This is a genomic window from Streptomyces sp. NPDC020362, from assembly GCF_040642095.1.
GTDB lineage: Bacteria > Actinomycetota > Actinomycetes > Streptomycetales > Streptomycetaceae > Streptomyces.
Window position 1 is genome coordinate 1 of the sequence record NZ_JBFAET010000023.1, and the last position, 21,244, is coordinate 21,244.

Sequence of the window (21,244 nt, forward strand, 5' to 3'; positions counted from 1 at the left end):
CATCTGGTTTCCTGCTGATCCCAGGTCAGGTGGATCCCCGCTCGATCGACCTGACCAACGGCTGGAACGGCAAGGCCGCTGCCGGGGAGCACGTCGTGGCGGCCACCCACGAACCACCGGCAGACAGCCCTGCTGCGTCGCACCCGGGAACTCCTCGACGGCCATGAGTGACGGCAAAGCCCGTTGAGTTCCCCCCGCCGGACGGCAGGACGGCGGAGAACGTGCCCCGGGAAACTCCTGTGGTGCGAGTTCTTGGTCTGTTGGGCCGTTCTGCTCGCTACCGTGTCTCCAGGACGACGGCGACTTCTTGGGGGGCGGGATGGCCGACGAGCCTCTGCTTGCGCGTGTGCACTTCGGGCGTGAGGATGCCGAGCGGGATGTGACCGACGACGGGTACGGGCTGCTGCTGCGCGGCGGTTTTCTGCCCACCGCGGCCTACAACGCGGCGGTGCGTGGGCGGAAGATGCTGATCATCGGCCGCAAGGGGTCGGGGAAGAGCGCCATCTGCATGCAGTTGATGGCGGACGGCGCGGCACTCGCCGGAAAAGCGCTGGTCACGCCGGACGAGACGGCCGGCGAGGAGATCCGGCGGTTCGAGTTACAGGGGCTGCCGGGCGACTCGGCGAAGGCGCTGATCTGGCGGTACGTGTTCGCCGTGCACGCCGCCCGGCATCTGGCCGCACACGCGAAGGACGCGCACGGGCGCAGGCCCGACTCGGTGAAGGCGCTCCTGCGGTTCCTCAAACAGAACGGCGAACTGGACGGCGAGGGGCTGGCGGAGCGGCTGGCGAAGGGGGCCAAGGGGCTGCAGACCTCCCTGTCCCTGGAGGCGTTCGGGATCAAGGCGGGACTCGATCTCGGCCAGGCGCCGTCGGAAGGGGCGCGGGCACAGCGCCAGTTGGAGGTCGTCGAGCGGGGCGTGGCGCAGGCCTTCGCCGACCTCGGGTGCGACACGGCGCACGAGCCGCTGCTCCTCATGGTCGACCAGCTGGAGCTGGTGTGGTCGGCCGAGCCGGACAGCAACGCGATGGTCATCGGACTGCTGCTGGCGGCCAAGCACGCCGCGAGCCGCTACGGGCGGTCGGTGCGGTTCCTGCTGTTCCTGCGGGCGGACATCTACGACTCGCTGTCGTTCGGCGAGGGCGACAAGTTCCACGGGGACGAACTGCGGATCGCCTGGACCGAGGAGGCGCTGCGCGATCTCGCGCTGGCCCGGGCACGGGCCGCCACCGGCGTGGAGCTGACCGCCGACCAGCTGTGGCAGGAGGTCTTCCCGCCGGCCGTGGCGGGCGAGGCGACGCCGGACTACGTCTTCCGTCGCTGCCTGCCCCGGCCCCGGGACGTCATCCAGTTCCTCAATCTCTGCCAGGACACGGCCGTGAACCGCGGCCGGGACCTGATCACCGAGCAGGACGTCCTGGAGGCGGAGTTCCAGTTCTCCGCGTGGAAACTGAAGGATCTGTCCCTGGAGTACCTGGTCACCCACCCCTTCCTGGAGAACCTGTTCCCGCTCTTCCAGAACCAGGGCTACGTCGTCTCCCGCGCGGCCCTCCACAGCCGTTTCGAGGCCGCCGAGGACACCCTGCACCGGCAATTCCCCTCCTACGCCGACGCGCTGACCCTCTCCGGCATCATCGACGTCCTCTACGACGTGGGCTTCCTCGGCGTGCGGCGCGGCAACGACGTGGTGTTCGCCGGAGGCCACTACCTGCCCGTGCAGCCGCACGAGACCGAGTTCCACATCCACCCCTGCTTCCGGGCGGCACTCGGCGCACGCAGCGCGATCGACCTGCGCCGCTACGAGCCCGCCGTCACGGTCGACCGCCTGGTCCAGGGCAACTTCTTCGGTTCCGCCGCGGTCAGCTACCCGAACCGGGACGACCGGCTGCTGCGCGAGCTCGTCCGCTCCTGCCATTCCGTCCTGGCCCAGACCGGGCGGTCCGTGGCACTCACCCACGCCGCCCGGGACGAGATCGACAGGGAGATCAACCGCGTCCTGGACGACGTCAACGGGCACCCGCCCGGTCCCGGACCGGTTCCGGACCGCGACGACCAACTCCTCGCCACCGCCCACTACTTCACCCTGCTGTCCGCACAGGTGGCGGCCAGCGGCCTCACGGACGGCGCGCAGGAGGTCGCGCACCGCCTGGGGGAGGAGGCCCGCCGGCTGCGCAGGCTGGCGGGCGGCTCGTTCGGCAGCACACACAACTCGTCCCTCTGAGACGGCCTGGGAGAGGGCGCAGATGCAGGGAGAACTGCTTGCCGAGCGGTTCCGGATCGGAGCACGGCTCGGCGCGGGCGGCATGGGCGAGGTGTGGGCCGCCGAGGACGAGCGGATGGGGCGGGACGTCGCCGTCAAGCTCGTCCACGGGACGTTCGGGGCGCAGGAGACGGAGACGCAGGCCCGGTTCCGGCGTGAGGTGCAGCTGGCGGGGCGGCTGGCCCATCAGAACATCGTCACCGTGCACGACTGGGGTGAGGCGTCGGTCAACGGGCGTCCCACCCTGTTCCTCGTCATGGAGCTGGTTCAGGGCGTGTCCCTGCACCGACGGCTCAAGGAGTCGATACCGGGTTGGCCGCTTGCCGTGGGGTGGGCCGTGCAGATGGCGGAGGCGCTGCATGCCGCGCACCGTCAGGGCGTGGTCCACCGGGACATCAAGCCCGCCAACGCCCTGCTCACGGCGGACGGCGTGGTGAAGGTCCTCGACTTCGGGGTCGCGAAGTTCATGGGGGAGACCATCGGGGCCCGGGAACTCACCGTCACAGGTGCTCCGCTCGGCTCCCCGCTGTACATGTCTCCGGAGCAGGCCGAGGGCGCCCGAGAGGTCGACCACCGCAGCGATCTCTACTCCCTGGGCTGTCTTCTCTACCATGCGGTGACCGGTAGACCACCCTTCACCAGCAACGTCCAGTGGGCAGTGCTCCGGATGCAGATGGAGGACACCGCGACCGCTCCGGCGGAGATCGTCGAAGGACTTCCCGCTGTCCTGAACGACCTCATCCTGCATCTGCTCGCCAAACGCCCGGAAGACCGTCCCGCGGACGCGGCGGCCGTCTACGAGACCCTCAGTACCCTCCTCGTCGATCACGCGGTGATGGAGCCCGGTGGGAACATCGTGGACATCTCGCAACTGGGGCACAGGCACTCGGTGTCGGGCCAGATCCTGAAGCGGGCGTGGGAGCTGTTCCGGCGGACGGAGCGGAACAGGGCGGAGGCCGAGCGACTGCACGCCGACGCGCTCGCCGAGAGCAACTCCCTGGTCGAGAAGGCCCGCGCGGATGCGGACGAGCTGCTCGCCCACGCCCGCCGTGATGCCGCCGAGATACTGAAGTCGGCCGACGAGCGCCGCGACGCGCTGATCAAGGCTGCCGAGGAGCAGCTCGCCGCGGCGCAGGCCAAGGGCGAGGCGTTGCGCGAGGCCCAACGCAACGTCGAGGAGCGCAAGCGTGAACTGCAGATCCTCGCCCGGCGCCGCGAGGACATCAATGCCCAGATCGAGAAGATCACCGCGCAGCTGTTCGTGAGGGAGGCCCAGCAGTCCGAGGAGGCCTTCTACCGGGTCTTCAGGCAGTCGATAGACGGCAGCTACCCGACCGCCGGCCAGTTCCGCGGCGATGTGGAGGCGATCTACGGCATCACGCTCCCACAGCGCGAGGCCGAGCGCATGGTCAACCGCTTCGCCAACCGCCACACGGCGGAGCTGCAGGAAGACCACATCATGTAGGTGCCGACAGCGGGGTCACCGAGCCCGGTGGGCTGCTGTGGTACGACGCCGGCATCGGGGCGCTGGAAGAGCTCCCGGAGTCTGTCTCGCGGGAGCCCCCCAGCCCTGATCACGAACCGGTCAGAGCTTCTCCGGCGTCCTGATGCCCAGCAGGGCCATGCCCTGGTGCAGGGTGCGGGCCGTGAGGTCCACCAGGAACAGACGGTTCTCCACCTGCCCCGGCGTCTCGGCCTTCAGGACCGGGCACTGGTCGTAGAAGGACGTCAGAAGAGTCGCCAGCTGGTACAGGTAAGCGGCCAGCTTGTGCGGCTCGTAGGCCGCCGCGACCTCCAGGACCGTCTCGGCGAACCGGTCCAGATGCAGGCCCAGCGCGCGCTCCGCCGGGGCCAGCTCCAGCGCCGGGTGCGCGGCGGGACGGGCCTCGCCGGCCTTGCGGAGGATGGACTGGATGCGGGCGTAGGCGTACTGGAGATAGACGGACGTGTCGCCGTTCAGCGAGACCATCTGGTCCAGGTCGAACTTGTAGTCCCGGACGGCGGAGGTGGACAGGTCCGCGTACTTGACCGCACCGACGCCGACGTAGCGGCCGTTCTCGGCGATCTCCTGCTCCGTCAGGCCCACCTTCTCGGCCTTCTCCCGGACCACCGCCGTGGCACGGTCCACGGCCTCGTCCAGAAGGTCCTCCAGCTTGACCGTCTCGCCCTCACGCGTCTTGAACGGCTTGCCGTCCTTGCCGAGGACCGTGCCGAACGCCAGCTGGAACGCCGTCACGTCGTCGTTCAGCCAGCCGGCCCGGCGAGCGGTCTCGAAGACCATCCTGAAGTGCAGCGCCTGGCGGGCGTCCACCACGTACAGCAGGGTGTTCGCCTTCAGGTTGAAGACACGGTCGCGGATCGCCGAGAGGTCGGTCGCCGCATAGCCGTAGCCACCGTCCGACTTCTGCACGATCAGCGGGACCGGATTGCCTTCCGGGCCCTTGATGTCGTCGAAGAAGACGCAGAGGGCGCCGTCGGAGCGGACGGCGACGCCCGACTCCTCCAGCAGACGGCAGGTCTCGGCCAGCATGTCGTTGTAGCCCGACTCGCCGACGATGTCGGGGTCCCGGACCTCCATGTCCAGCTTCTCGAAGACGGAGAAGAAGTAGATCTTCGACTCGTCCACGAACTTCTGCCACGTGGCCAGCGTGTGCGGGTCACCCGCCTGGAGGTCCACCACCCGGCGCCGGGCGCGCGTCTTGAACTCCTCGTCGGAGTCGAACAGCTTCCGCGCGGTCTTGTAGAGGCGGTCGAGGTTCGACATCGCCTCCTCACCGGTGACCCGGGCCTCCTTGTGGTCCAGCTCGTGAGGGTGCTCGTCCAGGTACTGGATGAGCATGCCGAACTGGGTTCCCCAGTCGCCGATGTGGTGACGCCGGACCACGTTCTCGCCCGTGAACTCCAGGAGCTGGACGACCGAGTCGCCGATGACCGCGGAGCGCAGGTGGCCCACGTGCATCTCCTTGGCCACGTTCGGCTGCGCGTAGTCGATCACCGTCGTGCCCGGGTGCGCCGCGTACGGCACCCCGAGACGACCCGTGTCGTCCGCGTACCGCGCGGCCAGGTTCTCGGTGATCGCGCTGTCCGCGATCGTGATGTTCAGGAAGCCGGGTCCGGAGACCTCGACATCCTTGATCACGTCACCGGCCACCACCTGGGAGACGACCTGCTCGGCCAGCTCCCGCGGGTTCGCCTTCGCCCTCTTGGCGAGCGCCAGGATCCCGTTGGCCTGGAAATCGGCCCGGTCGCTTCGTCGCAGCAGCGGGTCCGCACCGGCTGCCTCCGGCAGGGTGGCCGAGAGGGCGGATGCGAGCTGCTGCTGGACGGAATCGCTGAGGGACGTGACCGAGGCCATAGGAAGGGGTGCCGTTCTCCTCGTGGGGCGGATAGTCCCCGCCAGTATCCCACGGGGGGTAAAGCGAATTTTCCGCTCGGTGACTGAACGCCGGGCCCGGACAGCCCGTCCAACGCGGTGAAAAGGCGTTTTCGTGGTTGTGTCCCCACCTGGGACAATGGAGCGGTCAGCCGTGTGCCCGTACCGGCTGCCCGAGGAGAAAGAAGGACGTGCCGATCGTGGCTCAGAGCACCGAGACGACCGACTGGGTCTCCCGTTTCGCGGACGAGGTCATCGAGGAATCGGAGCGCCGCGCCCCGGGCAAACCGGTCGTCGTCGCGTCCGGCCTCTCCCCCTCCGGACCCATCCACCTGGGCAACCTGCGCGAGGTCATGACCCCGCACCTGGTCGCCGACGAGATCCGCCGCCGCGGGCACCAGGTCCGCCACCTGATCTCCTGGGACGACTACGACCGCTACCGCAAGGTCCCGGCCGGAATCGCCGGCGTCGACGACTCCTGGGCCGAGCACATCGGCAAGCCGCTGACCTCCGTCCCTGCCCCCAAGGGCTCCGCCCACCCGAACTGGGCCGAGCACTTCAAGGCCGCGATGACCGAGTCGCTGGCCGAGCTGGGCGTGGAGTTCGACGGCATCAGCCAGACCGCGCAGTACACCTCCGGTGTCTACCGCGAGCAGATCCTGCACGCCATGAAGCACCGCGGCGACATCGACGCGATCCTCGCCCAGTACCGGACCAAGCCGAAGGCCAAGAAGCCCCAGCAGAAGGCCGTCGACGAGGCCGAGCTGGAGGCCGAGGAGGGCTCGGGCGCCGCGGCCGAGGACGACGGCAGCTCCGGCTCCGCCGGGTACTTCCCGTACAAGCCGTACTGCGGCAGCTGCGAGAAGGACCTGACGACCGTCACCTCCTACGACGACGACACCACCGAGCTGTCCTACACCTGCACCGCCTGCGGCCTCTCCGAGACCGTCCGGCTCAGCGAGTTCAACCGCGGCAAGCTGGTCTGGAAGGTCGACTGGCCGATGCGCTGGGCCTTCGAGGGCGTCATCTTCGAGCCCAGCGGCGTCGACCACTCCTCCCCGGGCTCCAGCTTCCAGGTCGGCGGGCAGATCGTCGGGATCTTCGGCGGCAAGCAGCCCATCGGCCCGATGTACGCCTTCGTCGGCATCTCCGGCATGGCCAAGATGTCGTCCTCCCGCGGCGGCGTGCCCACCCCCGCCGACGCGCTGAAGATCATGGAGCCGCAGATCCTGCGCTGGCTCTACGCCCGCCGCAGGCCCAACCAGTCCTTCAAGATCGCCTTCGACCAGGAGATCCAGCGGCTCTACGACGAGTGGGACAAGCTCGCGGGCAAGGTCGCCGACGGATCCGCCCTCCCGGCCGACGTCGCCGCCCACAGCCGGGCCGTCGGCACCGCCGCCGGCGAGCTGGCCAAGACGCAGCGCCCGCTGCCGTACCGCACGCTCGCCTCCGTCGCCGACATCACCGCCGGGCACGAGGACCAGGCGCTGCGCATCCTCTCCGAGCTCGACCCGGAGCAGCCGCTGGCCACCCTGGAGGAGGCACGGCCCCGGTACGACAAGGCCGAGGCCTGGATCAACACCCACGTCCCCGCCGACCAGCGCACCATCGTCCGCGACGAGCCCGACGCCGAACTGCTGAAGTCCCTCGACGAGGCGTCCCAGCAGTCCGTACGCCTGCTGCTCGACGGACTCGCCGAGCACTGGTCCCTCGACGGGCTGACCCACCTCGTGTACGGCGTGCCCAAGGTCCAGGCCGGATTCCCGGCCGACGCGACACCGAAGGAACTCCCGCCGGAGATCAAGACGGCCCAGCGGACCTTCTTCGCCCTGCTGTACCACCTGCTCGTCGGGCGGGACACCGGGCCGCGGCTGCCCACGCTGCTGCTCGCCGTCGGCCAGGAGCGGGTGCGCAAGCTGCTCGGGGAGTGACCGGCAGGACAGAGCGGTAACGGAAAAGGGCCCTCGGCAGAGGGCCCTTTCTCGTGCCGTCCGTCTTCGCCGGCGCGTGGTCCTTCTTCGCTAGGCGATGTGGTCTTCCTGCAGCTCCGCCGTGTGGCGGTTGGTGAAGCGGTTGACCATGCGCTCGGCCTCACGCTGTGGCAGCGAGGTCCCGTACGTCGCCTCCACGTCGCCCCGGAACTGGCCGGCGGTCGGGTAGCTGCCGTCGATCGACTGACGGAAGACCTGGTAGTAGGCCTCCTCGTCCGGCTCCACGGGAGGCGTCCCGCCGCCCTCGCCCAGCTCCCGGGTGCGGTTCGGGCCCACCGGGATGGGGAAGCTGCCGGTCTCCTCCGACGGGGAGGGCTGCTGGAACTGCTCCGGAGGCTGCTCCTCGTACCAGTCCTCGTACTGCTCCTCGGGCACGTACAGGGGCTCCGGGCCCGGGTCGAAGGCCGGGTCGTAGCCGCCCTGGTACTCGACCTCGCGGGGAGTCTGGAACCAGGGACTCTCCTCCGGGTCCTGGATGTTCTCCGCAGACCCGGTGCGCTGGCCGGGCAGCAGGGGGCGCTGCGCGCCGGACGGCGCACCTCCCTGCGGGACGGGCGCCGCCGCGACGGCACGACTGCCCGCGGCCACCAGGTCCACGGCCGGCAGCACGGTCGGCTCGATGCCCGCCGCCGCCAGCCCCGCCGGGGCCGTCTCGGCCAGAGGGACGCCGTAGCGGGCCAGCCGCAGCGGCATCAGGGACTCCACCGGAGCCTTGCGGCGCCAGCCCCGGCCGAAGCGGGAACGCAGTCTCGCCTGGTAGACAAGACGTTCCTGCTCCAGCTTGATCACCTGGTCGTACGAACGCAGCTCCCACAGCTTCATACGACGCCACAGGAGGAAGGTCGGGACCGGGGAGAGGAGCCAGCGGGTGAGGCGGACCCCCTCCATGTGCTTGTCCGCCGTGATGTCGGCGATACGGCCGATGGCGTGCCGGGCCGCCTCGACGGCGACCACGAACAGGATCGGGATCACCGCGTGCATGCCCACACCCAGCGGGTCCGGCCAGGCGGCCGCCCCGTTGAAGGCGATCGTCGCCGCCGTCAGGAGCCAGGCCGTCTGGCGCAGCAGCGGGAACGGGATCCGGATCCAGGTCAGGAGCAGGTCCAGGGCGAGGAGAACACAGATACCTGCGTCGATGCCGACCGGGAACACATAGGAGAAGTTCCCGAAGCCCTTCTTGATGGCCAGCTCACGGACGGCCGCGTAGGAACCGGCGAAGCCGATGCCGGCGATGATCAACGCGCCGGACACGACCACGCCGATGAGTATGCGGTGCATCCGAGTCAGCTGCAGTGGCGCGGCCACTCGTACTCCCCTCCCCTTGCGTGTTGTTGCGCGCAACAGAGTGGCATACGCGTGCGGCGGACGTGAGACCGGTCAGTTCTTCTTGGCGGCCGACTTCGACGCAGACGGGCTCGGAGAGGCGGACTTCGACGCGGACTTCGATGCCGACTGCGACGGAGAAGCCTTCCCCGACGAGGACGAACCGGCCCCGGAACCCTTGCCGTTGCCGGCCGCGACGGCCGCGACCGCCTCCTTGACGGCCTTCTCCGCAGCCTTGGTCAGATCATCGGCGCTCGGCGTCTTCTCGCCCGCGAGACCGGCACCGTTGTAGTCGAGCGTGATCACGACGTTCTCGACCCGGGTCACCACCGTCTGCTGCTTGAAGGCGCCCTCCTTCTTCTTCAGGTCGTAGTGCACCGCCGTCGCCTCGTCACCCGTACCCGCGACCGGCTCCGACTTGGCGTTCTTCGCACCGGACACGGTCTGTGCGTCCTTGACCTGCTGCGTGTAGTACGCGTGCGCCTGCTCGTTGCCCGAGCCGCGCCCCGCATCCGAGTCGAAACGCAGCAGGGAGACGTTCAGCCAGCGGAACTGGGAGCCCTTGACACCGTTGTTGTCCAGGCTGCTCCAGGAGCAGGACCCACGGGTCTTGACGTCGTCGGAGCTGCCCTCCTTGCCCGACGTGTCCTTGGGCACCAGATCGGTCAGGGTCTTCTTCGACACCACCGTGCACGGCTCGGGAAGCGACTGGTACACGGCCGCCTGGACGCTCGGCGAAGCGCCGGACGAGGGCTGCTGCGACGAACCGCCGCCGGTGGTCTGCTGGGCGCTCGCGCCGCCCTTGTCCTTGGAGTCACCGCTGTCCGAGGAGCAGGCGGCGGTGATCAGGACCGCGGGAACGGCTGCCGCGCAGACAAGGGCGCGGCTCAGGCGCTTGGCTCGCTGATCACGGTGGGCACGGTCGTCTCGCTGGGCTGCTCGCTGCATGGTTCCTTCACTCGTGACGCTCGGTGTTCGTGCGGGTTCCTGCGGGGCCACCGTACGCGGTGAAGGAGCTGTGCGGTCTCCGTTCACACGCTTTGAAGGCGGCGGCCCGGGGGACCCCGACGGCTGTCAGCCGTTGAGCGCGTCGTCCAGCTGCGAGGCCAGATCACGGGCCCTGTCCTGCATTTCCTTGCTGTCCGGCTCCGTTCCCGTGGCCATCGGCTGCTCCTCGTACGCGATGGTGACGATGACGTTCGACGTGCGGAACACCACAGTCACCGTCCGCTGTTCGGCCGTCGAACCGGCGCTGTCGAGCTGATCGTCCAGATACGCCTCGTCGCCGAGATCGGTCAGAACGCGGGGCTGGAGATCGGCCGGGGGCGCACCCGAGGAAGGGTCGGAGGAGGGGCCGGAAGCGGATCCGGAGGGGGACCCGCTGGGAGAACCACTGGGAGATCCGCTGGGGGAACCGGACGGGGAGCCCGAGGGCGTGCCCGACGGACCGGCCGCGGAGGAGGCGGACGCCGTGCCGCCCGCCGAGGCCGTGGCGGTGGGCGTGGGCGTCCCGGTCGAGGCGCTCGGCTCGGGCAGATCGGCAGCCGTCTCCAGCTCCTGGAACAGCTTCTTCGCCTGGTCGTCGTCGCTGACCGTGTTGTCGTACGACACCACGCGCTCGAAGTCGACCGAGAGACGGTCGGTGGCGTCGGGGGACTCCACCTTCCAGTGGCAGCCCACCTTGCGCTCGGTGTTGTACGTGAGCGTCGCGTCGCCCTGGTAGGCCTTGTCACGCTGCACCGGATCCGCGATCTGCTTGATACCGGGCAGCAAGGAGTCGAGGGTGCTGTGGTCGGCCGCACCGCAGGGCTCGGGGAGGCTGCGGTACTTGCCCGGCTGGGCCGCCACCGTCGCCGTACCCGCGTCGCCCGGGTTGGCGTTGTCCGTCGAGCTGTCGTCGCCCGACCCGCTCGTGCAGCCGGCGAGCAGCGCCGCGAGGAGGGCGGCGGTGCTGGTCACATACGCCTTCCGCTGCACGGTTCGGCTCCTCTCGACGGTGTGTGCTCGCTCGGTGCTCCAGTGTCCCCGCTGGTTATTCGCTTGCTGCAGCGGGGCGCGCCCTGGAGACAATGTGTATCGCACGCACTGCCGTGGACGCCGGTCCCTTGTCCCTTTCGTAGACCTTGGCGCCTATTTTGCGTTTTGCTGCTTCTAAGCCTTTTGTTGTTTCTGTCGGGGGAATGAGGAAGACATGTCGTACGTAGAGATGCCGGGCGCGAAGGTCCCGATCCGGATGTGGACCGACCCCGCGACGGTCGAGGACGTGGCCCTGCGCCAGCTCCAGAACGTCGCGACCCTGCCCTGGATCAAGGGCCTGGCCGTGATGCCGGACGTGCACTACGGCAAGGGCGCGACGGTCGGGTCGGTCATCGCCATGAAGGGGGCCGTGTGCCCCGCCGCGGTGGGTGTCGACATCGGCTGCGGGATGTCGGCGGTGAAGACGTCCCTGACGGCGAACGATCTCCCGGGGGACCTGTCGCGACTGCGCTCGAAGATCGAGCAGGCCATTCCGGTGGGGCGGGGGATGCACGAGGATCCCGTGGAGCCCGGGCTCTTCCATGGGTTGGCCACCGCTGGGTGGGCGGACTTCTGGGGGCGGTTCGACGGGGTTGCGGAGGCGGTGAAGTTCCGGCAGGGGCGGGCCACTGCGCAAATGGGAACCCTCGGCGGGGGTAATCATTTCATAGAGATTTGCGTGGATATGGCTGGATCGGTGTGGCTCATGCTCCACTCCGGATCCCGCAACATCGGCAAGGAACTCGCCGAGCACCACATCGGTGTTGCACAGAAGCTCCCGCACAACCAGGGCCTGGTCGACCGTGATCTCGCCGTGTTCGTCTCCGACACCCCGCAGATGGCGGCGTATGAGCACGACCTCTACTGGGCTCAGGAATACGCGAAGTACAACCGGTCGATCATGATGGCACTCCTCAAGGACGTCGTCCGCAAGGAGTTCAAGAAGGCCAAGGTGACCTTCGAGTCCGAGGTGAGCTGCCACCACAACTACGTGAGCCGCGAGCGGTACGAAGGCATGGACCTGCTCGTGACCCGCAAGGGCGCGATCCGGGCCGGCTCCGGCGAGTACGGGATCATCCCGGGCTCGATGGGCACGGGGTCGTACATCGTGAAGGGCCTCGGCAACGAGAAGTCCTTCAACTCGGCCTCGCACGGCGCGGGTCGCCGCATGAGCCGCAACGCGGCCAAGCGGCGCTTCTCGACGAAGGACCTGGAGGATCAGACGCGGGGCGTGGAGTGCCGCAAGGACTCCGGTGTCGTCGACGAGATCCCGGGCGCCTACAAGTCGATCGATCAGGTCATCGACCAGCAGCGGGACCTCGTGGAGGTCGTGGCGAAGCTGAAGCAGGTCGTCTGCGTGAAGGGCTGAACGGGCGAGGCTCCCGAATTCGGGGAGCCTCGCCCCGTGCGCCTCGACGCTGCTGTCGTGCGGCGCCGAGTGTGAGCGACCGGAACCGGACCGGCTTGTCGTGCTGTCTCCCTGGTCATCAACCCGACGTCGTGGGGGGTCAGTTGATGAAGCGCACACGGATGCATGCGGGGACAGGGGCCGCCGGTCTGCTGGTGGTCGCGGGGAGTCTGGTCGCGGGGTGCTCCGACGGTTACAACGACCAGCGGGGCAAGGGGGGACGCCCGGTGCGGGGGCGGGCGGGGGACGACACCCCGGCCGAGGTCTACAACTTCCCCGACGGGTTCGGGAACCTGGCCACCAAGTGCGTGGGGGACGGCCGGCGGGGTTGTGTCACCACGAAGTTCTTCCGGCAGGAGGACGAGGACGACGTGAAGATCATTCCCGCACATGCCGTCGTCGAGGATCCCGGGTGCCGGGTGCGCTGACGGACCCGTGGCTCACTTCGCGTGGCGTACCGCGTAGATCATCACGAACGCCACGAAGTGGATGCCGAAGAGGAAGTAGGCGAGGAAGTACCAGACCTGGCGTTCGTTCTTCGTCTCCTGGGCGAGGCGGCGTTTTTCCGCGGAGTCCGTGGCGGGGGCCGCGGCGGACTCCGCAGCCGGGTCCTCGGCGGGCATCACAGCTCCCTGTGGACCTTCGTGTTGGAGGCCTGGGCACGCGGGCGCAGGACCAGAAGGTCGACGTTGACGTGGCTGGGGCGGGTGACCGCCCAGGTGATGGTCTCGGCCACGTCGTCGGCGGTGAGGGGCTCGGCCACGCCCTGATAGACCTTCGCGGCCTTGTCCGAGTCGCCGCCGAAGCGGGTGAGGGCGAATTCCTCGGTCCTGACCATGCCGGGGGCGATCTCGATGACGCGGACCGGCCGGCCGACGATCTCCAGGCGGAGGGTCTCGGCGAGGACGTGGGCGCCGTGCTTGGCGGCGACGTAGCCCCCGCCGCCCTCGTAGGTGCCGTGGCCGGCCGTGGAGGAGACCACGACCACCACGCCGTCGCCGCTCGCCTCCAGCTTCGGCAGCAGGGCCTGGGTGACGTTGAGGGTGCCGAGGACGTTCGTCTCGTACATCGTGCGCCAGTCGGCGGGGTCGCCGGTGGCCACCGTGTCGGCGCCGAGGGCTCCGCCGGCGTTGTTGACGAGGACGCCGACGCTCTTGAAGGCCGTGGCGAACTCGTCGACGGCCGCGCGGTCCGTGACGTCCAGCTGGTAGGCCGTCGCCGAGTGGCCCGCGGTGGTCAGTTCCTCGGCCAGGGCCTCGATGCGGTCCTTGCGGCGGGCGGTGAGGACGACGCGGTAGCCGGCGGTGGCGAGCTGCCGGGCCGTGGCGGCACCGATGCCGCTGCTCGCACCCGTGACGACGGCAATGGGGGAGGCGGCGGACGGGGCGGCGGGGGCCATGGGCTGCTCCAGGGGAGTAGAGGGGTCGGCGCTGCGTCCAGCCTAGGCGAGCCTCAGCTGCCGTTTCGCGGCGCCCACATGATCACGGCCATGCCGGCGAGGCAGATCAGGGCGCCGGTGATGTCCCAGCGGTCGGGGCGGTAGCCGTCGGCGACGACGCCCCACAGGATCGAGCCGGCGACGAAGATTCCGCCGTAGGCGGCGAGGATGCGGCCGAAGTGGGCGTCCGGCTGGAAGGTGGCGACGAAGCCGTAGGCGCCGAGGGCGAGCACTCCGCCGGTGATCCACAGCCAGCCGCGGTGCTCGCGTACGCCCTGCCAGATCAGCCAGGCGCCGCCGATCTCGAAGAGCGCGGCGACGACGAACAGGGCGGCGGAGCGGAGGATCACCATGGCGGCAGCTTGGCATGCGGGTGTGGTGTCACCTGTTGGAGGGCGCCTGGCGGCCGGTCCGCGTGGCATACATCCGTACGGCATGCCGGAGGGGAGGTGCGGCATGGCGCAGGGATGTACGGCGTACGAGACGATTGGTGAGGTGAGTGGCATGCGGATGAGACGGTGGGCGTCGGGTGTGTGCGGTGCCGTGGTGGTGGCCGCGGGAGCGGTGGGGCCGGCTGGGGCCGTCGCGGCGCCCGAGGCCGATCTGGTCTTCCACGGGAGTGCCGCCATGAAGGGGGACCAGGTGGAGGTGCGGCTCACGCCGGGCAACAACGGTCCTTCGGCCGTGCCGGACGCGAGTGTGCTGCTGCGCTGGTCGGTGCCGCTGGCCGAGGCGCAGCGGTTGCCCGGGGGGTGTGCGCGGTCGGACGAGCGGACGGTGGTGTGCGGTACGGGGGCGCTGCCCGTGGACCGGGCGGGGGAGCAGATCAGGGTGGCGGTGCGGCTGAGGGGGAAGCCGGCGGAGGTGACGCTGGAGGTGGGTGCCGCGTGGAACGGGGGTGTGGTGGACCGGGACCGTACGAACGATCAGCTGAAGGTGCTGGTCCTGGGCACGGGGGACGCGTACGCGTTCTGAGGTGCCGGGGCCGTCGTACGATCTCTGCACCACGCAGACGAAGGGGAGTGCGGCATGGCCGGTGAGGGGACCGGGCGGTCCGGGCTGCTGGTGGAGCTGTCCGTGGTGTCCCGGCGGTACATGGCCTCGTACGCCCTGTTCAACCAGGCGGTCGCCGACCGGATCGGGCTGCATCCGACGGATCTGCAGTGCCTGAATCTGCTCACGCTGGAGGATGGGCCGGTCACCACGGGCCGGGTCGCGGAGCTGACGGGGCTGACGACCGGTTCGGCGACGCGCCTGGTGGACCGGCTGGAGCGGGCCGGGTACGTGGTGCGGCGGCGGGATGCGGCGGACCGGCGGCGGGTGCTGGTGGTGACGGTGCCGGAGAAGATCGCCGAGTTCGGCCGGATGTGGGACTCGCTGGCCGGTGACTGGTCGCGGATCTTCGACGAGCTGGACGATGCCGAGCTGGCGACGATCGTGCGGCACATGGAGCGGACGGTGGAGTTCGGCGGGGAGCAGATCGCGCGGCTGCGGGAGGGCCGGGTCTAGCCAGGGGCTGGCCCGGGGGGGCCCGGCCCCGGGGGCGGGTCCGGAGGTCGGGACCGGGCCTCGGGACGGGGCCTCGGCGGGGCGGGCGTCAGATGTTCTCGTCGGGGTGTGCCCCGTCGTAGTGCTCGCGGGCGGCCCGGACCTCGTCGAAGTGGCTTTCCGCCCAGTCCTTCACCGCCATGAGCAGGCCGGCCAGGCTGTGGCCGAGCGGGGTGAGTTCGTAGTCGACCCGGACCGGGACGGACGGGGTGACGGTGCGGGCGACGATGCCGTCGCGTTCCAGGGTGCGCAGGGTCTGGGTGAGCATCTTGGGGCTGACGCCGGCGATCCTGCGGCCGATGTCGCTGTAGCGCTGGGGGCCGGAGTAGAGGGCGGAGACGACGAGGCTGACCCATTTGTCGCTGAGCCGGCCGAGCAGCTGGTTGGTGGGGCAGCTGCGCAGGAAGGCGTCGTAGTCGATACGGGCCTGTTCGCGTCGCTGGGCGGCGGTCGTGGTCGCCATGGGGTCTCCTCCGGGTCTCCTACGCACTTCCAGGTAACTACTTACCAATAGATAGTAGCTCTCCTAGGGTTGGTGCTGCGGCCGGGAAACTGCCGCGAAGCTCATCAAATACCTTGAAATCGGGGAGAGTTGACATGCGTGCTGCTGTGGTGAAGACGTTCGGCGGTCCGGAGGCCGTGGAGATCGTGGACGTGGCGGTGCCGGAGCCGGGAGCCCGGCAGGTGCGGATCAGGGTGACGGCCGGTGCGGTCAACCCGGTGGACCTGGCGCTGCGGGCCGGCATCTTCGGCGGGGCGGGCGAGGCGATCGGGCTCGGCTGGGACGTCGCCGGGACGGTGGACGCGGTCGGGTCTGCCGCCGCCTGGCAGGTGGGCGACGCGGTGGTCGCGCTGGTGCCGGGGGTGGCCGACCCGCTGGGGGCGCACGCCGAGTACGTCGTCGTGGACACGGCCTGGGTGGCCAAGGCGCCGGCCGCGGTGGACGCGGTGCACGCCGGCACCCTGCCGCTGAACGGCCTGACCGCCCTGCAGGCTCTTGATCTGCTCGGCCTGGAGCCGGGTGCCTCGCTGCTGGTCACGGGTGCCGCGGGTGCGGTCGGCGGGTTCGCCGTCCAGCTGGCCGCCCGGCGGGGGCTCGCGGTGACCGGGTATGCCCGGGCCGGTGACGAGGAGCTGGTGCGGTCCTTCGGGGCCGCGGACTTCGCGGCCGAAGGGGTCGTTCCGAAGAGCGTGGACGCGGTGCTGGACGCGGCGATGCTCGGCGAGCCGGCGCTGGAGTGGGTGCGTGACGGGGGCGTGTTCGTCAGTGCCCAGCCCGGCCGGCAGCCCGCGCCGGTGCGCGACGTGCGGACGGAGGCCGTCATGGTGCACGCGGACGGGGCGCAGCTGGCCGAGCTGGTCGGGCTGGTGGACGAGGGTGCGCTGACCCTCCGGGTCGCCGGGACCTACCCCCTGGCTCGGGCGGCCGAGGCCCACGCGCGGCTGGCTGAGGGCGGGGTGCGCGGGCGGCTGGTGCTGGTGCCCTGAGGGGTGCCGCCGGGGGCCGGAATATCGCCGGGTGGGTGACCGTTGGAGGGGGTGTAGTTGAATGGTCAACCATTTGGAGGATGAGCGACCATGCAGTTCGGGATCTTCACGGTCGGCGACGTCACGCCGGACCCCACCACGGGGCGTACGCCGACCGAGCGAGAGCGGATCAAGTCCATGGTCGCCATCGCGCTCAAGGCCGAGGAGGTCGGGCTCGACGTCTTCGCCACCGGCGAGCACCACAACCCGCCGTTCGTCCCGTCCTCCCCGACGACGATGCTCGGCCACATAGCGGCGAGGACGGAGAAGCTGATCCTCTCCACCTCGACCACCCTGATCACCACCAACGACCCGGTGAAGATCGCGGAGGACTACGCGATGCTCCAGCACCTGGCCGACGGGCGGGTGGACCTGATGATGGGGCGCGGGAACACCGGGCCGGTCTACCCGTGGTTCGGGCAGGACATCCGGCAGGGCATCAACCTCGCCGTCGAGAACTACGCCCTGCTCCACCGGCTGTGGCGCGAGGACGTCGTCGACTGGGAGGGGAAGTTCCGCACCCCGCTGCAGGGCTTCACGTCCACGCCGCGTCCGATGGACGACGTGCCGCCCTTCGTCTGGCACGGCTCCATCCGGTCCCCGGAGATCGCCGAGCAGGCCGCGTACTACGGCGACGGCTTCTTCCACAACAACATCTTCTGGCCGGCCGACCACACCAGGCGGATGGTCGAGTTCTACCGGAAGCGGTACGCCCACTACGGGCACGGAACGCCGGAGCAGGCGATCGTCGGGCTCGGCGGCCAGGTCTTCATGCGGAAGAACTCGCAGGACGCCGTCCGTGAGTTCCGGCCCTACTTCGACAACGCGCCGGTGTACGGGCACGGGCCCTCGCTGGAGGAGTTCACCGAGCAGACCCCGCTGACGGTCGGCTCCCCGCAGCAGGTGATCGAGAAGACGCTGGGCTTCAGGGAGTACGCCGGTGACTACCAGCGCCAGCTGTTCCTGATGGACCACGCGGGGCTGCCGCTGAAGACCGTGCTGGAGCAGCTCGACATGCTCGGCGAGGAGGTCGTACCGGTGCTGCGCAAGGAGTTCGCCGCCGGGCGTCCGGCCGAGGTGCCCGAGGCGCCCACCCACCAGTTGCTGCTCGCCGCGAAGGAGGCGATCACCGCATGAAGCTCGTCGTCGTATCGGCGGGGCTGAGCGTCCCGTCCTCCACCCGGCTGCTGGCCGACCGGCTGGCCGCCGCGGTGGCCGGCCGGTCGTCGCAGCCGGTGGACGTCCAGGTGGTCGAGCTGCGCGACCTCGCCGTCGAGATCGCGCACAACTTCACCAACGGGTTTCCGGGCCGCAAGCTGGCGGCCGCACTGGACGCGGTGACGGCCGCGGACGGTCTGATCGCCGTCACCCCCGTGTTCGCGGCGTCCTACAGCGGGCTGTTCAAGTCGTTCTTCGACGTACTGGACAAGGACGCGCCGGCGGGCAAGCCGGTGCTGATCGCCGCGACGGGCGGTACGGCCCGGCACTCCCTGGTGCTGGAGCACGCGCTGCGTCCGCTCTTCGCCCATCTGCGGGCCGTGGTGGTACCGACCGGCGTCTACGCCGCCTCGGAGGACTGGGGCGCGGAGGGGCTGCCGGAGCGGATCGAGCGGGCGGCGGGTGAACTGGCCGCTCTGATGACAGGGCTGTCGGGCGCTCACCAGGGTCCGTCCGAGGAGGACCGGCCGGCCCCCGTGGAGGTCGCCGACTTCACCGTGGTGCCCTTCGCGGAGCAGCTGGCCGCGCTGCGATCCGCGGGGTGAGAAGACGGTAGGGCCGGAGTCCCGGTTGCCTGTGTGACGGTGAGAGGGCGGTAAAAAGCGTGATCGTAGGGCCATCGGGCCCGGGCCAACCGGCACCGGCCTTGGCAGACTGGGGATGTGCCCCAGACTGTGCTGCTCGCCGAAGACGATCGTGCCATCCGTCATGCCCTGGAGCGTGCCCTGACTCTGGAGGGGTATGAGGTGACGGCGGTGGCCGATGGCGTGGAAGCGCTGGCGCAGGCCCACAAGACCCCGCCGGACGTCCTCCTGCTCGACGTGATGATGCCGGGCATCGACGGTCTCCAGGTCTGCCGGGTGCTGCGTGCCGAGGGCGACCGCACCCCGATCCTGATGCTCACCGCCCTGGTGGAGACCGCCGACCGCATCGCGGGCCTGGACGCCGGTGCCGACGACTACGTGGTCAAGCCCTTCGACGTCGAGGAGGTCTTCGCCAGGCTGCGGGCGCTGCTGCGGCGGACCAGCCCGGTGCCCGCGGGCAGCGCAGGGGCGGCCCCCGCGGGCGACGGCGGGCGGGAGGTGCAGGTCTCCGACCGGCAGGTGGAGGCCGCGGGGATCCGGATGGACCTGCAGGCCCGGCGGGCCTGGCGCGGCCAGCGTGAGCTGGAGCTGACCCGCACCGAGTTCGAGCTGCTGGAACTGCTGGTGCGCAACGCCGGGATCGTGCTCGACCACTCCACCATCTACGACCGGATCTGGGGCTACGACTTCGGTCCCGGCTCGAAGAACCTCGCCGTGTACGTCGGCTATCTGCGCCGCAAGCTGGACGAGCCCGGCGCCGCGCAGCTGATCCACACCGTGCGGGGCGTGGGTTACGTGCTGCGGGAGGACTAGTGGGCCGCCGCTGGCGGCCGCCGTCCGGGCCCCGGCCCAGGCTGGTCTCCCTGCGCACCACCTTCGCGGTGTCCTTCGCGGCCGTCACCGCCGCCGTCACCATCCTCGTCGGCATCCTGTCGTACGGCTCCGCGGCGCGCCTGGTCCGGGTCGATCAGCAGTCGGTGTTCACGCAGGTCGTGCAGGACGTGCGGGACGAGGTGCGGCAGCACGAGATGGTCCCCGAGGACTTCTCCTCCTCCCGGCCCGGCCATGATCTGGTCCGGCCCGCGCGCACCGATGTGCAGGTGCTCGGCGCGCAGGGGCAGATCGTCGACCACGGCAGCCCGGCGCTGCCCGTCACACCCGGAGACCGGGGCGTGGCCACCGCGCAGGCGGCCGGCAGAGTCAACCAGCACAAGGACGTCCGGGTCGGCGAGGACCTGTTCCGCATCGCCACCGTCTCGCTCGGCGACGGGAAGGGCGCCGTACAGGTCGCCCAGGAGTTCAGCGACACCGAGGACCTGCTGCGGGCGCTGCAGCAGCGGACGCTGATCCTGATGTCCGCCGTCGTGGTGGCCGCGGGGCTGTTCGGCTGGTGGCTGGCGCGCCGGATCACCCGGCGCCTGGTGATCCTCACCTCCGCCGCCGAGGACGTGGCCCGCACCCGGCAGCTGGGGATCGAGGTGCCGGTCACCGGCCTGGACGAGGTGGGGCGCCTCGGGCGTGCCTTCGACCGGATGCTGGGACGCCTCGCGCAGTCGGAGGAGGACCAGCGGCGGCTGGTCCAGGACGCCGGCCACGAGCTGCGCACGCCGCTGACGTCGTTGCGTACGAACATCTCGCTGCTGCGCAGGATCGACGAGCTGCCCCCCGAGACCCGGGAGGACCTCGTCGCCGATCTCACGCTGGAGGCCCGCGAGCTGACCGACCTGGTCAACGAGCTGGTCGATCTCGCGGCCGGGCAGTCCGACACGGAGCCGCCGCAGCGGCTGGACCTGGCCGACCTCGCCGAGGACGTGGTGGGGCTGGCCAAGCGGCGCACGGGGCGGGAGATCGTGCTGCACACGAGCGGGGACACGACGACCGACGGCCGGCCGGGGATGCTGCAGCGGGCCATCTCCAACCTGGTCGAGAACGCGGCGAAGTTCGACCGGGGCGGCAAGGCGCCGATCGAGGTCAGGGTCTCGGGGCCCGCGCGGACGGGGACGGTGCGCATCGAGGTGCTGGACCGGGGGCCCGGTATCGCCGAGGGGGATCTCATCCGGATCTTCGACCGGTTCTACCGGGCCGCGGATGCGCGGTCGCTGCCGGGGTCGGGGCTGGGGCTCTCGATCGTGCGGGAGGTTGCCATGGCGCATGGTGGGGCGCCGTTCGCCTTCCGGCGGGAGGGTGGCGGAGCCGTCATCGGGTTCACCGTGGGTGGGGGCTGAGGCCCTGGTGTGCCCACCCGCACCGCGCGTGCGGGTTTCGTCGTCGGGTGCGGGTGGCCCTTGTGGGGGTGCTCGTCGTCGGCGGCTTGCGGTGCGATTCCTTTTGATTTCCCACCCGCACCACCCGTGCGGGTTTCGTCGTCGGGTGCCGGTGGCCCCTGTGGGGGTTCATCGCCGTCGGCGGCTTGTGGGTCGTGCGGCCGGTCGGGTTCGGCGGCCGGTCGGGTTCAGCGGCCGGTCGGGTTCAGCGACGCAGGCCGGTTCGGTGGCGCGGGTGGGTTTGGGCGGGGGTGGGGGCAGGGGTGTTTTCGGGGCGCGGTGGGGGCCATGATC

20 protein-coding genes are annotated in these 21,244 nt (G+C 70.2%); 12 read left to right on the forward strand and 8 right to left on the reverse strand.

Translation table 11 applies throughout. From position 1 onward, the window contains the following. Positions 1 to 319 precede the first annotated feature (319 nt). Both AB0H32_RS12225 and AB0H32_RS12230 read left to right on the forward strand, forming a co-directional pair. Complete coding sequence (locus AB0H32_RS12225; protein ID WP_361118311.1) at positions 320 to 2,221, forward strand: hypothetical protein; 1,902 nt, start codon at positions 320 to 322, stop codon at positions 2,219 to 2,221. A gap of 22 nt (positions 2,222 to 2,243) precedes the next feature. Further along, positions 2,244 to 3,725: a protein kinase gene (locus tag AB0H32_RS12230; RefSeq protein ID WP_361118314.1), complete on the forward strand. Its 1,482-nt coding sequence runs from the start codon at positions 2,244 to 2,246 to the stop codon at positions 3,723 to 3,725. A gap of 120 nt (positions 3,726 to 3,845) precedes the next feature. Here AB0H32_RS12230 and argS read toward each other — a convergent pair whose 3' ends face one another. Then, complete coding sequence (gene argS, locus AB0H32_RS12235; protein ID WP_361118317.1) at positions 3,846 to 5,615, reverse strand: arginine--tRNA ligase; 1,770 nt, start codon at positions 5,613 to 5,615, stop codon at positions 3,846 to 3,848. Between the two features lie 209 nt (positions 5,616 to 5,824). Here argS and lysS point away from each other — a divergent pair, with 209 nt between their 5' ends. Beyond that, positions 5,825 to 7,564 carry a lysine--tRNA ligase gene (gene lysS / locus AB0H32_RS12240; RefSeq protein WP_361118320.1) on the forward strand — a complete coding sequence of 580 codons (1,740 nt, stop codon included), beginning with the start codon at positions 5,825 to 5,827 and terminating at the stop codon, positions 7,562 to 7,564. 90 nt (positions 7,565 to 7,654) lie between these two features. Here lysS and AB0H32_RS12245 read toward each other — a convergent pair whose 3' ends face one another. The 3 genes from AB0H32_RS12245 to AB0H32_RS12255 all read right to left on the reverse strand — a co-directional run bounded on the left by AB0H32_RS12245 (position 7,655) and on the right by AB0H32_RS12255 (position 10,924). Next, a complete protein-coding gene (locus AB0H32_RS12245) occupies positions 7,655 to 8,902 on the reverse strand; it encodes a DUF2637 domain-containing protein (RefSeq protein WP_361118323.1) in 1,248 nt (415 codons plus the stop codon). 99 nt (positions 8,903 to 9,001) lie between these two features. Beyond that, positions 9,002 to 9,895: a DUF3558 domain-containing protein gene (locus AB0H32_RS12250; protein WP_361118325.1), complete on the reverse strand. Its 894-nt coding sequence runs from the start codon at positions 9,893 to 9,895 to the stop codon at positions 9,002 to 9,004. A 126-nt stretch (positions 9,896 to 10,021) separates the two neighbouring features. Continuing rightward, the gene (locus AB0H32_RS12255) at positions 10,022 to 10,924 is read right to left on the reverse strand and encodes a DUF3558 domain-containing protein (RefSeq protein WP_361118327.1); all 903 of its coding nucleotides are present in this window, start codon (positions 10,922 to 10,924) and stop codon (positions 10,022 to 10,024) included. Between the two features lie 214 nt (positions 10,925 to 11,138). Between AB0H32_RS12255 and AB0H32_RS12260 the strand changes: the two genes are divergently transcribed. Both AB0H32_RS12260 and AB0H32_RS12265 read left to right on the forward strand, forming a co-directional pair. Further along, on the forward strand, positions 11,139 to 12,332 hold the full coding sequence (locus tag AB0H32_RS12260; protein WP_361118330.1) for an RtcB family protein: 1,194 nt from the start codon (positions 11,139 to 11,141) through the stop codon (positions 12,330 to 12,332). A gap of 161 nt (positions 12,333 to 12,493) precedes the next feature. Further along, complete coding sequence (locus AB0H32_RS12265) at positions 12,494 to 12,799, forward strand: hypothetical protein (RefSeq protein ID WP_361118333.1); 306 nt, start codon at positions 12,494 to 12,496, stop codon at positions 12,797 to 12,799. A 12-nt stretch (positions 12,800 to 12,811) separates the two neighbouring features. On the opposite strand, the gene AB0H32_RS12270 is transcribed toward AB0H32_RS12265, so the two are convergent. The 3 genes from AB0H32_RS12270 to AB0H32_RS12280 are packed head-to-tail and all read right to left on the reverse strand — an operon-like array spanning position 12,812 to position 14,162. Further along, a complete protein-coding gene (locus tag AB0H32_RS12270; RefSeq protein WP_361118336.1) occupies positions 12,812 to 12,994 on the reverse strand; it encodes a hypothetical protein in 183 nt (60 codons plus the stop codon). Continuing rightward, positions 12,994 to 13,770, reverse strand: coding sequence for an SDR family NAD(P)-dependent oxidoreductase (locus AB0H32_RS12275; RefSeq protein WP_361118339.1), 777 nt, complete (start codon positions 13,768 to 13,770; stop codon positions 12,994 to 12,996). The genes AB0H32_RS12270 and AB0H32_RS12275 overlap by 1 nt, the downstream gene beginning before the upstream one ends. 53 nt (positions 13,771 to 13,823) lie before the next feature. Further along, a complete protein-coding gene (locus AB0H32_RS12280; RefSeq protein ID WP_361118342.1) occupies positions 13,824 to 14,162 on the reverse strand; it encodes a YnfA family protein in 339 nt (112 codons plus the stop codon). A gap of 151 nt (positions 14,163 to 14,313) precedes the next feature. On the opposite strand from AB0H32_RS12280, the gene AB0H32_RS12285 reads away from it, so the two are divergent. Both AB0H32_RS12285 and AB0H32_RS12290 read left to right on the forward strand, forming a co-directional pair. Beyond that, entirely contained in the window at positions 14,314 to 14,784 is a 471-nt protein-coding gene (locus tag AB0H32_RS12285) for a hypothetical protein (protein WP_361118345.1), read from the forward strand. 54 nt (positions 14,785 to 14,838) lie between these two features. Further along, a complete protein-coding gene (locus tag AB0H32_RS12290; protein ID WP_361118346.1) occupies positions 14,839 to 15,318 on the forward strand; it encodes a MarR family winged helix-turn-helix transcriptional regulator in 480 nt (159 codons plus the stop codon). An 88-nt stretch (positions 15,319 to 15,406) separates the two neighbouring features. Here AB0H32_RS12290 and AB0H32_RS12295 read toward each other — a convergent pair whose 3' ends face one another. Further along, positions 15,407 to 15,820 carry a helix-turn-helix domain-containing protein gene (locus tag AB0H32_RS12295; RefSeq protein ID WP_361118348.1) on the reverse strand — a complete coding sequence of 138 codons (414 nt, stop codon included), beginning with the start codon at positions 15,818 to 15,820 and terminating at the stop codon, positions 15,407 to 15,409. Between the two features lie 134 nt (positions 15,821 to 15,954). Between AB0H32_RS12295 and AB0H32_RS12300 the strand changes: the two genes are divergently transcribed. The 5 genes from AB0H32_RS12300 (at position 15,955) to AB0H32_RS12320 (ending at position 20,911) form a co-directional block, all read left to right on the forward strand. Further along, complete coding sequence (locus tag AB0H32_RS12300) at positions 15,955 to 16,845, forward strand: NADP-dependent oxidoreductase (RefSeq protein WP_361118350.1); 891 nt, start codon at positions 15,955 to 15,957, stop codon at positions 16,843 to 16,845. Positions 16,846 to 16,935: 90 nt separating this feature from the next. Next, positions 16,936 to 18,021, forward strand: coding sequence for an LLM class flavin-dependent oxidoreductase (locus AB0H32_RS12305; protein ID WP_361118353.1), 1,086 nt, complete (start codon positions 16,936 to 16,938; stop codon positions 18,019 to 18,021). Further along, positions 18,018 to 18,647, forward strand: a complete 630-nt coding sequence (locus AB0H32_RS12310) for an FMN reductase (RefSeq protein WP_361118356.1) — start codon at positions 18,018 to 18,020, stop codon at positions 18,645 to 18,647. The genes AB0H32_RS12305 and AB0H32_RS12310 overlap by 4 nt, the downstream gene beginning before the upstream one ends. A 117-nt stretch (positions 18,648 to 18,764) precedes the next feature. Then, entirely contained in the window at positions 18,765 to 19,499 is a 735-nt protein-coding gene (locus tag AB0H32_RS12315) for a response regulator transcription factor (RefSeq protein ID WP_361118359.1), read from the forward strand. Further along, positions 19,499 to 20,911, forward strand: a complete 1,413-nt coding sequence (locus AB0H32_RS12320) for a HAMP domain-containing sensor histidine kinase (RefSeq protein WP_361118362.1) — start codon at positions 19,499 to 19,501, stop codon at positions 20,909 to 20,911. The genes AB0H32_RS12315 and AB0H32_RS12320 overlap by 1 nt, the downstream gene beginning before the upstream one ends. Positions 20,912 to 21,244 lie beyond the last annotated feature (333 nt).

What these genes read in the sequence shown, in the direction of transcription:
- AB0H32_RS12295 (WP_361118348.1), bottom strand. Translation starts at nt 15,820, where the DNA reads ATGGCGACCACGACCGCCGCCCAGCGACGCGAACAGGCCCGTATCGAC.
- AB0H32_RS12245 (WP_361118323.1), bottom strand. Translation starts at nt 8,902, where the DNA reads ATGCACCGCATACTCATCGGCGTGGTCGTGTCCGGCGCGTTGATCATC.
- AB0H32_RS12275 (WP_361118339.1), bottom strand. Translation starts at nt 13,770, where the DNA reads ATGGCCCCCGCCGCCCCGTCCGCCGCCTCCCCCATTGCCGTCGTCACG.
- AB0H32_RS12225 (WP_361118311.1), top strand. Translation starts at nt 320, where the DNA reads ATGGCCGACGAGCCTCTGCTTGCGCGTGTGCACTTCGGGCGTGAGGAT.
- AB0H32_RS12270 (WP_361118336.1), bottom strand. Translation starts at nt 12,994, where the DNA reads ATGCCCGCCGAGGACCCGGCTGCGGAGTCCGCCGCGGCCCCCGCCACG.
- AB0H32_RS12260 (WP_361118330.1), top strand. Translation starts at nt 11,139, where the DNA reads ATGTCGTACGTAGAGATGCCGGGCGCGAAGGTCCCGATCCGGATGTGG.
- AB0H32_RS12250 (WP_361118325.1), bottom strand. Translation starts at nt 9,895, where the DNA reads ATGCAGCGAGCAGCCCAGCGAGACGACCGTGCCCACCGTGATCAGCGA.
- AB0H32_RS12310 (WP_361118356.1), top strand. Translation starts at nt 18,018, where the DNA reads ATGAAGCTCGTCGTCGTATCGGCGGGGCTGAGCGTCCCGTCCTCCACC.
- AB0H32_RS12265 (WP_361118333.1), top strand. Translation starts at nt 12,494, where the DNA reads ATGCATGCGGGGACAGGGGCCGCCGGTCTGCTGGTGGTCGCGGGGAGT.
- AB0H32_RS12290 (WP_361118346.1), top strand. Translation starts at nt 14,839, where the DNA reads ATGGCCGGTGAGGGGACCGGGCGGTCCGGGCTGCTGGTGGAGCTGTCC.
- AB0H32_RS12285 (WP_361118345.1), top strand. Translation starts at nt 14,314, where the DNA reads ATGCGGATGAGACGGTGGGCGTCGGGTGTGTGCGGTGCCGTGGTGGTG.
- AB0H32_RS12305 (WP_361118353.1), top strand. Translation starts at nt 16,936, where the DNA reads ATGCAGTTCGGGATCTTCACGGTCGGCGACGTCACGCCGGACCCCACC.
- AB0H32_RS12300 (WP_361118350.1), top strand. Translation starts at nt 15,955, where the DNA reads ATGCGTGCTGCTGTGGTGAAGACGTTCGGCGGTCCGGAGGCCGTGGAG.
- AB0H32_RS12230 (WP_361118314.1), top strand. Translation starts at nt 2,244, where the DNA reads ATGCAGGGAGAACTGCTTGCCGAGCGGTTCCGGATCGGAGCACGGCTC.
- argS (WP_361118317.1), bottom strand. Translation starts at nt 5,615, where the DNA reads ATGGCCTCGGTCACGTCCCTCAGCGATTCCGTCCAGCAGCAGCTCGCA.
- AB0H32_RS12280 (WP_361118342.1), bottom strand. Translation starts at nt 14,162, where the DNA reads ATGGTGATCCTCCGCTCCGCCGCCCTGTTCGTCGTCGCCGCGCTCTTC.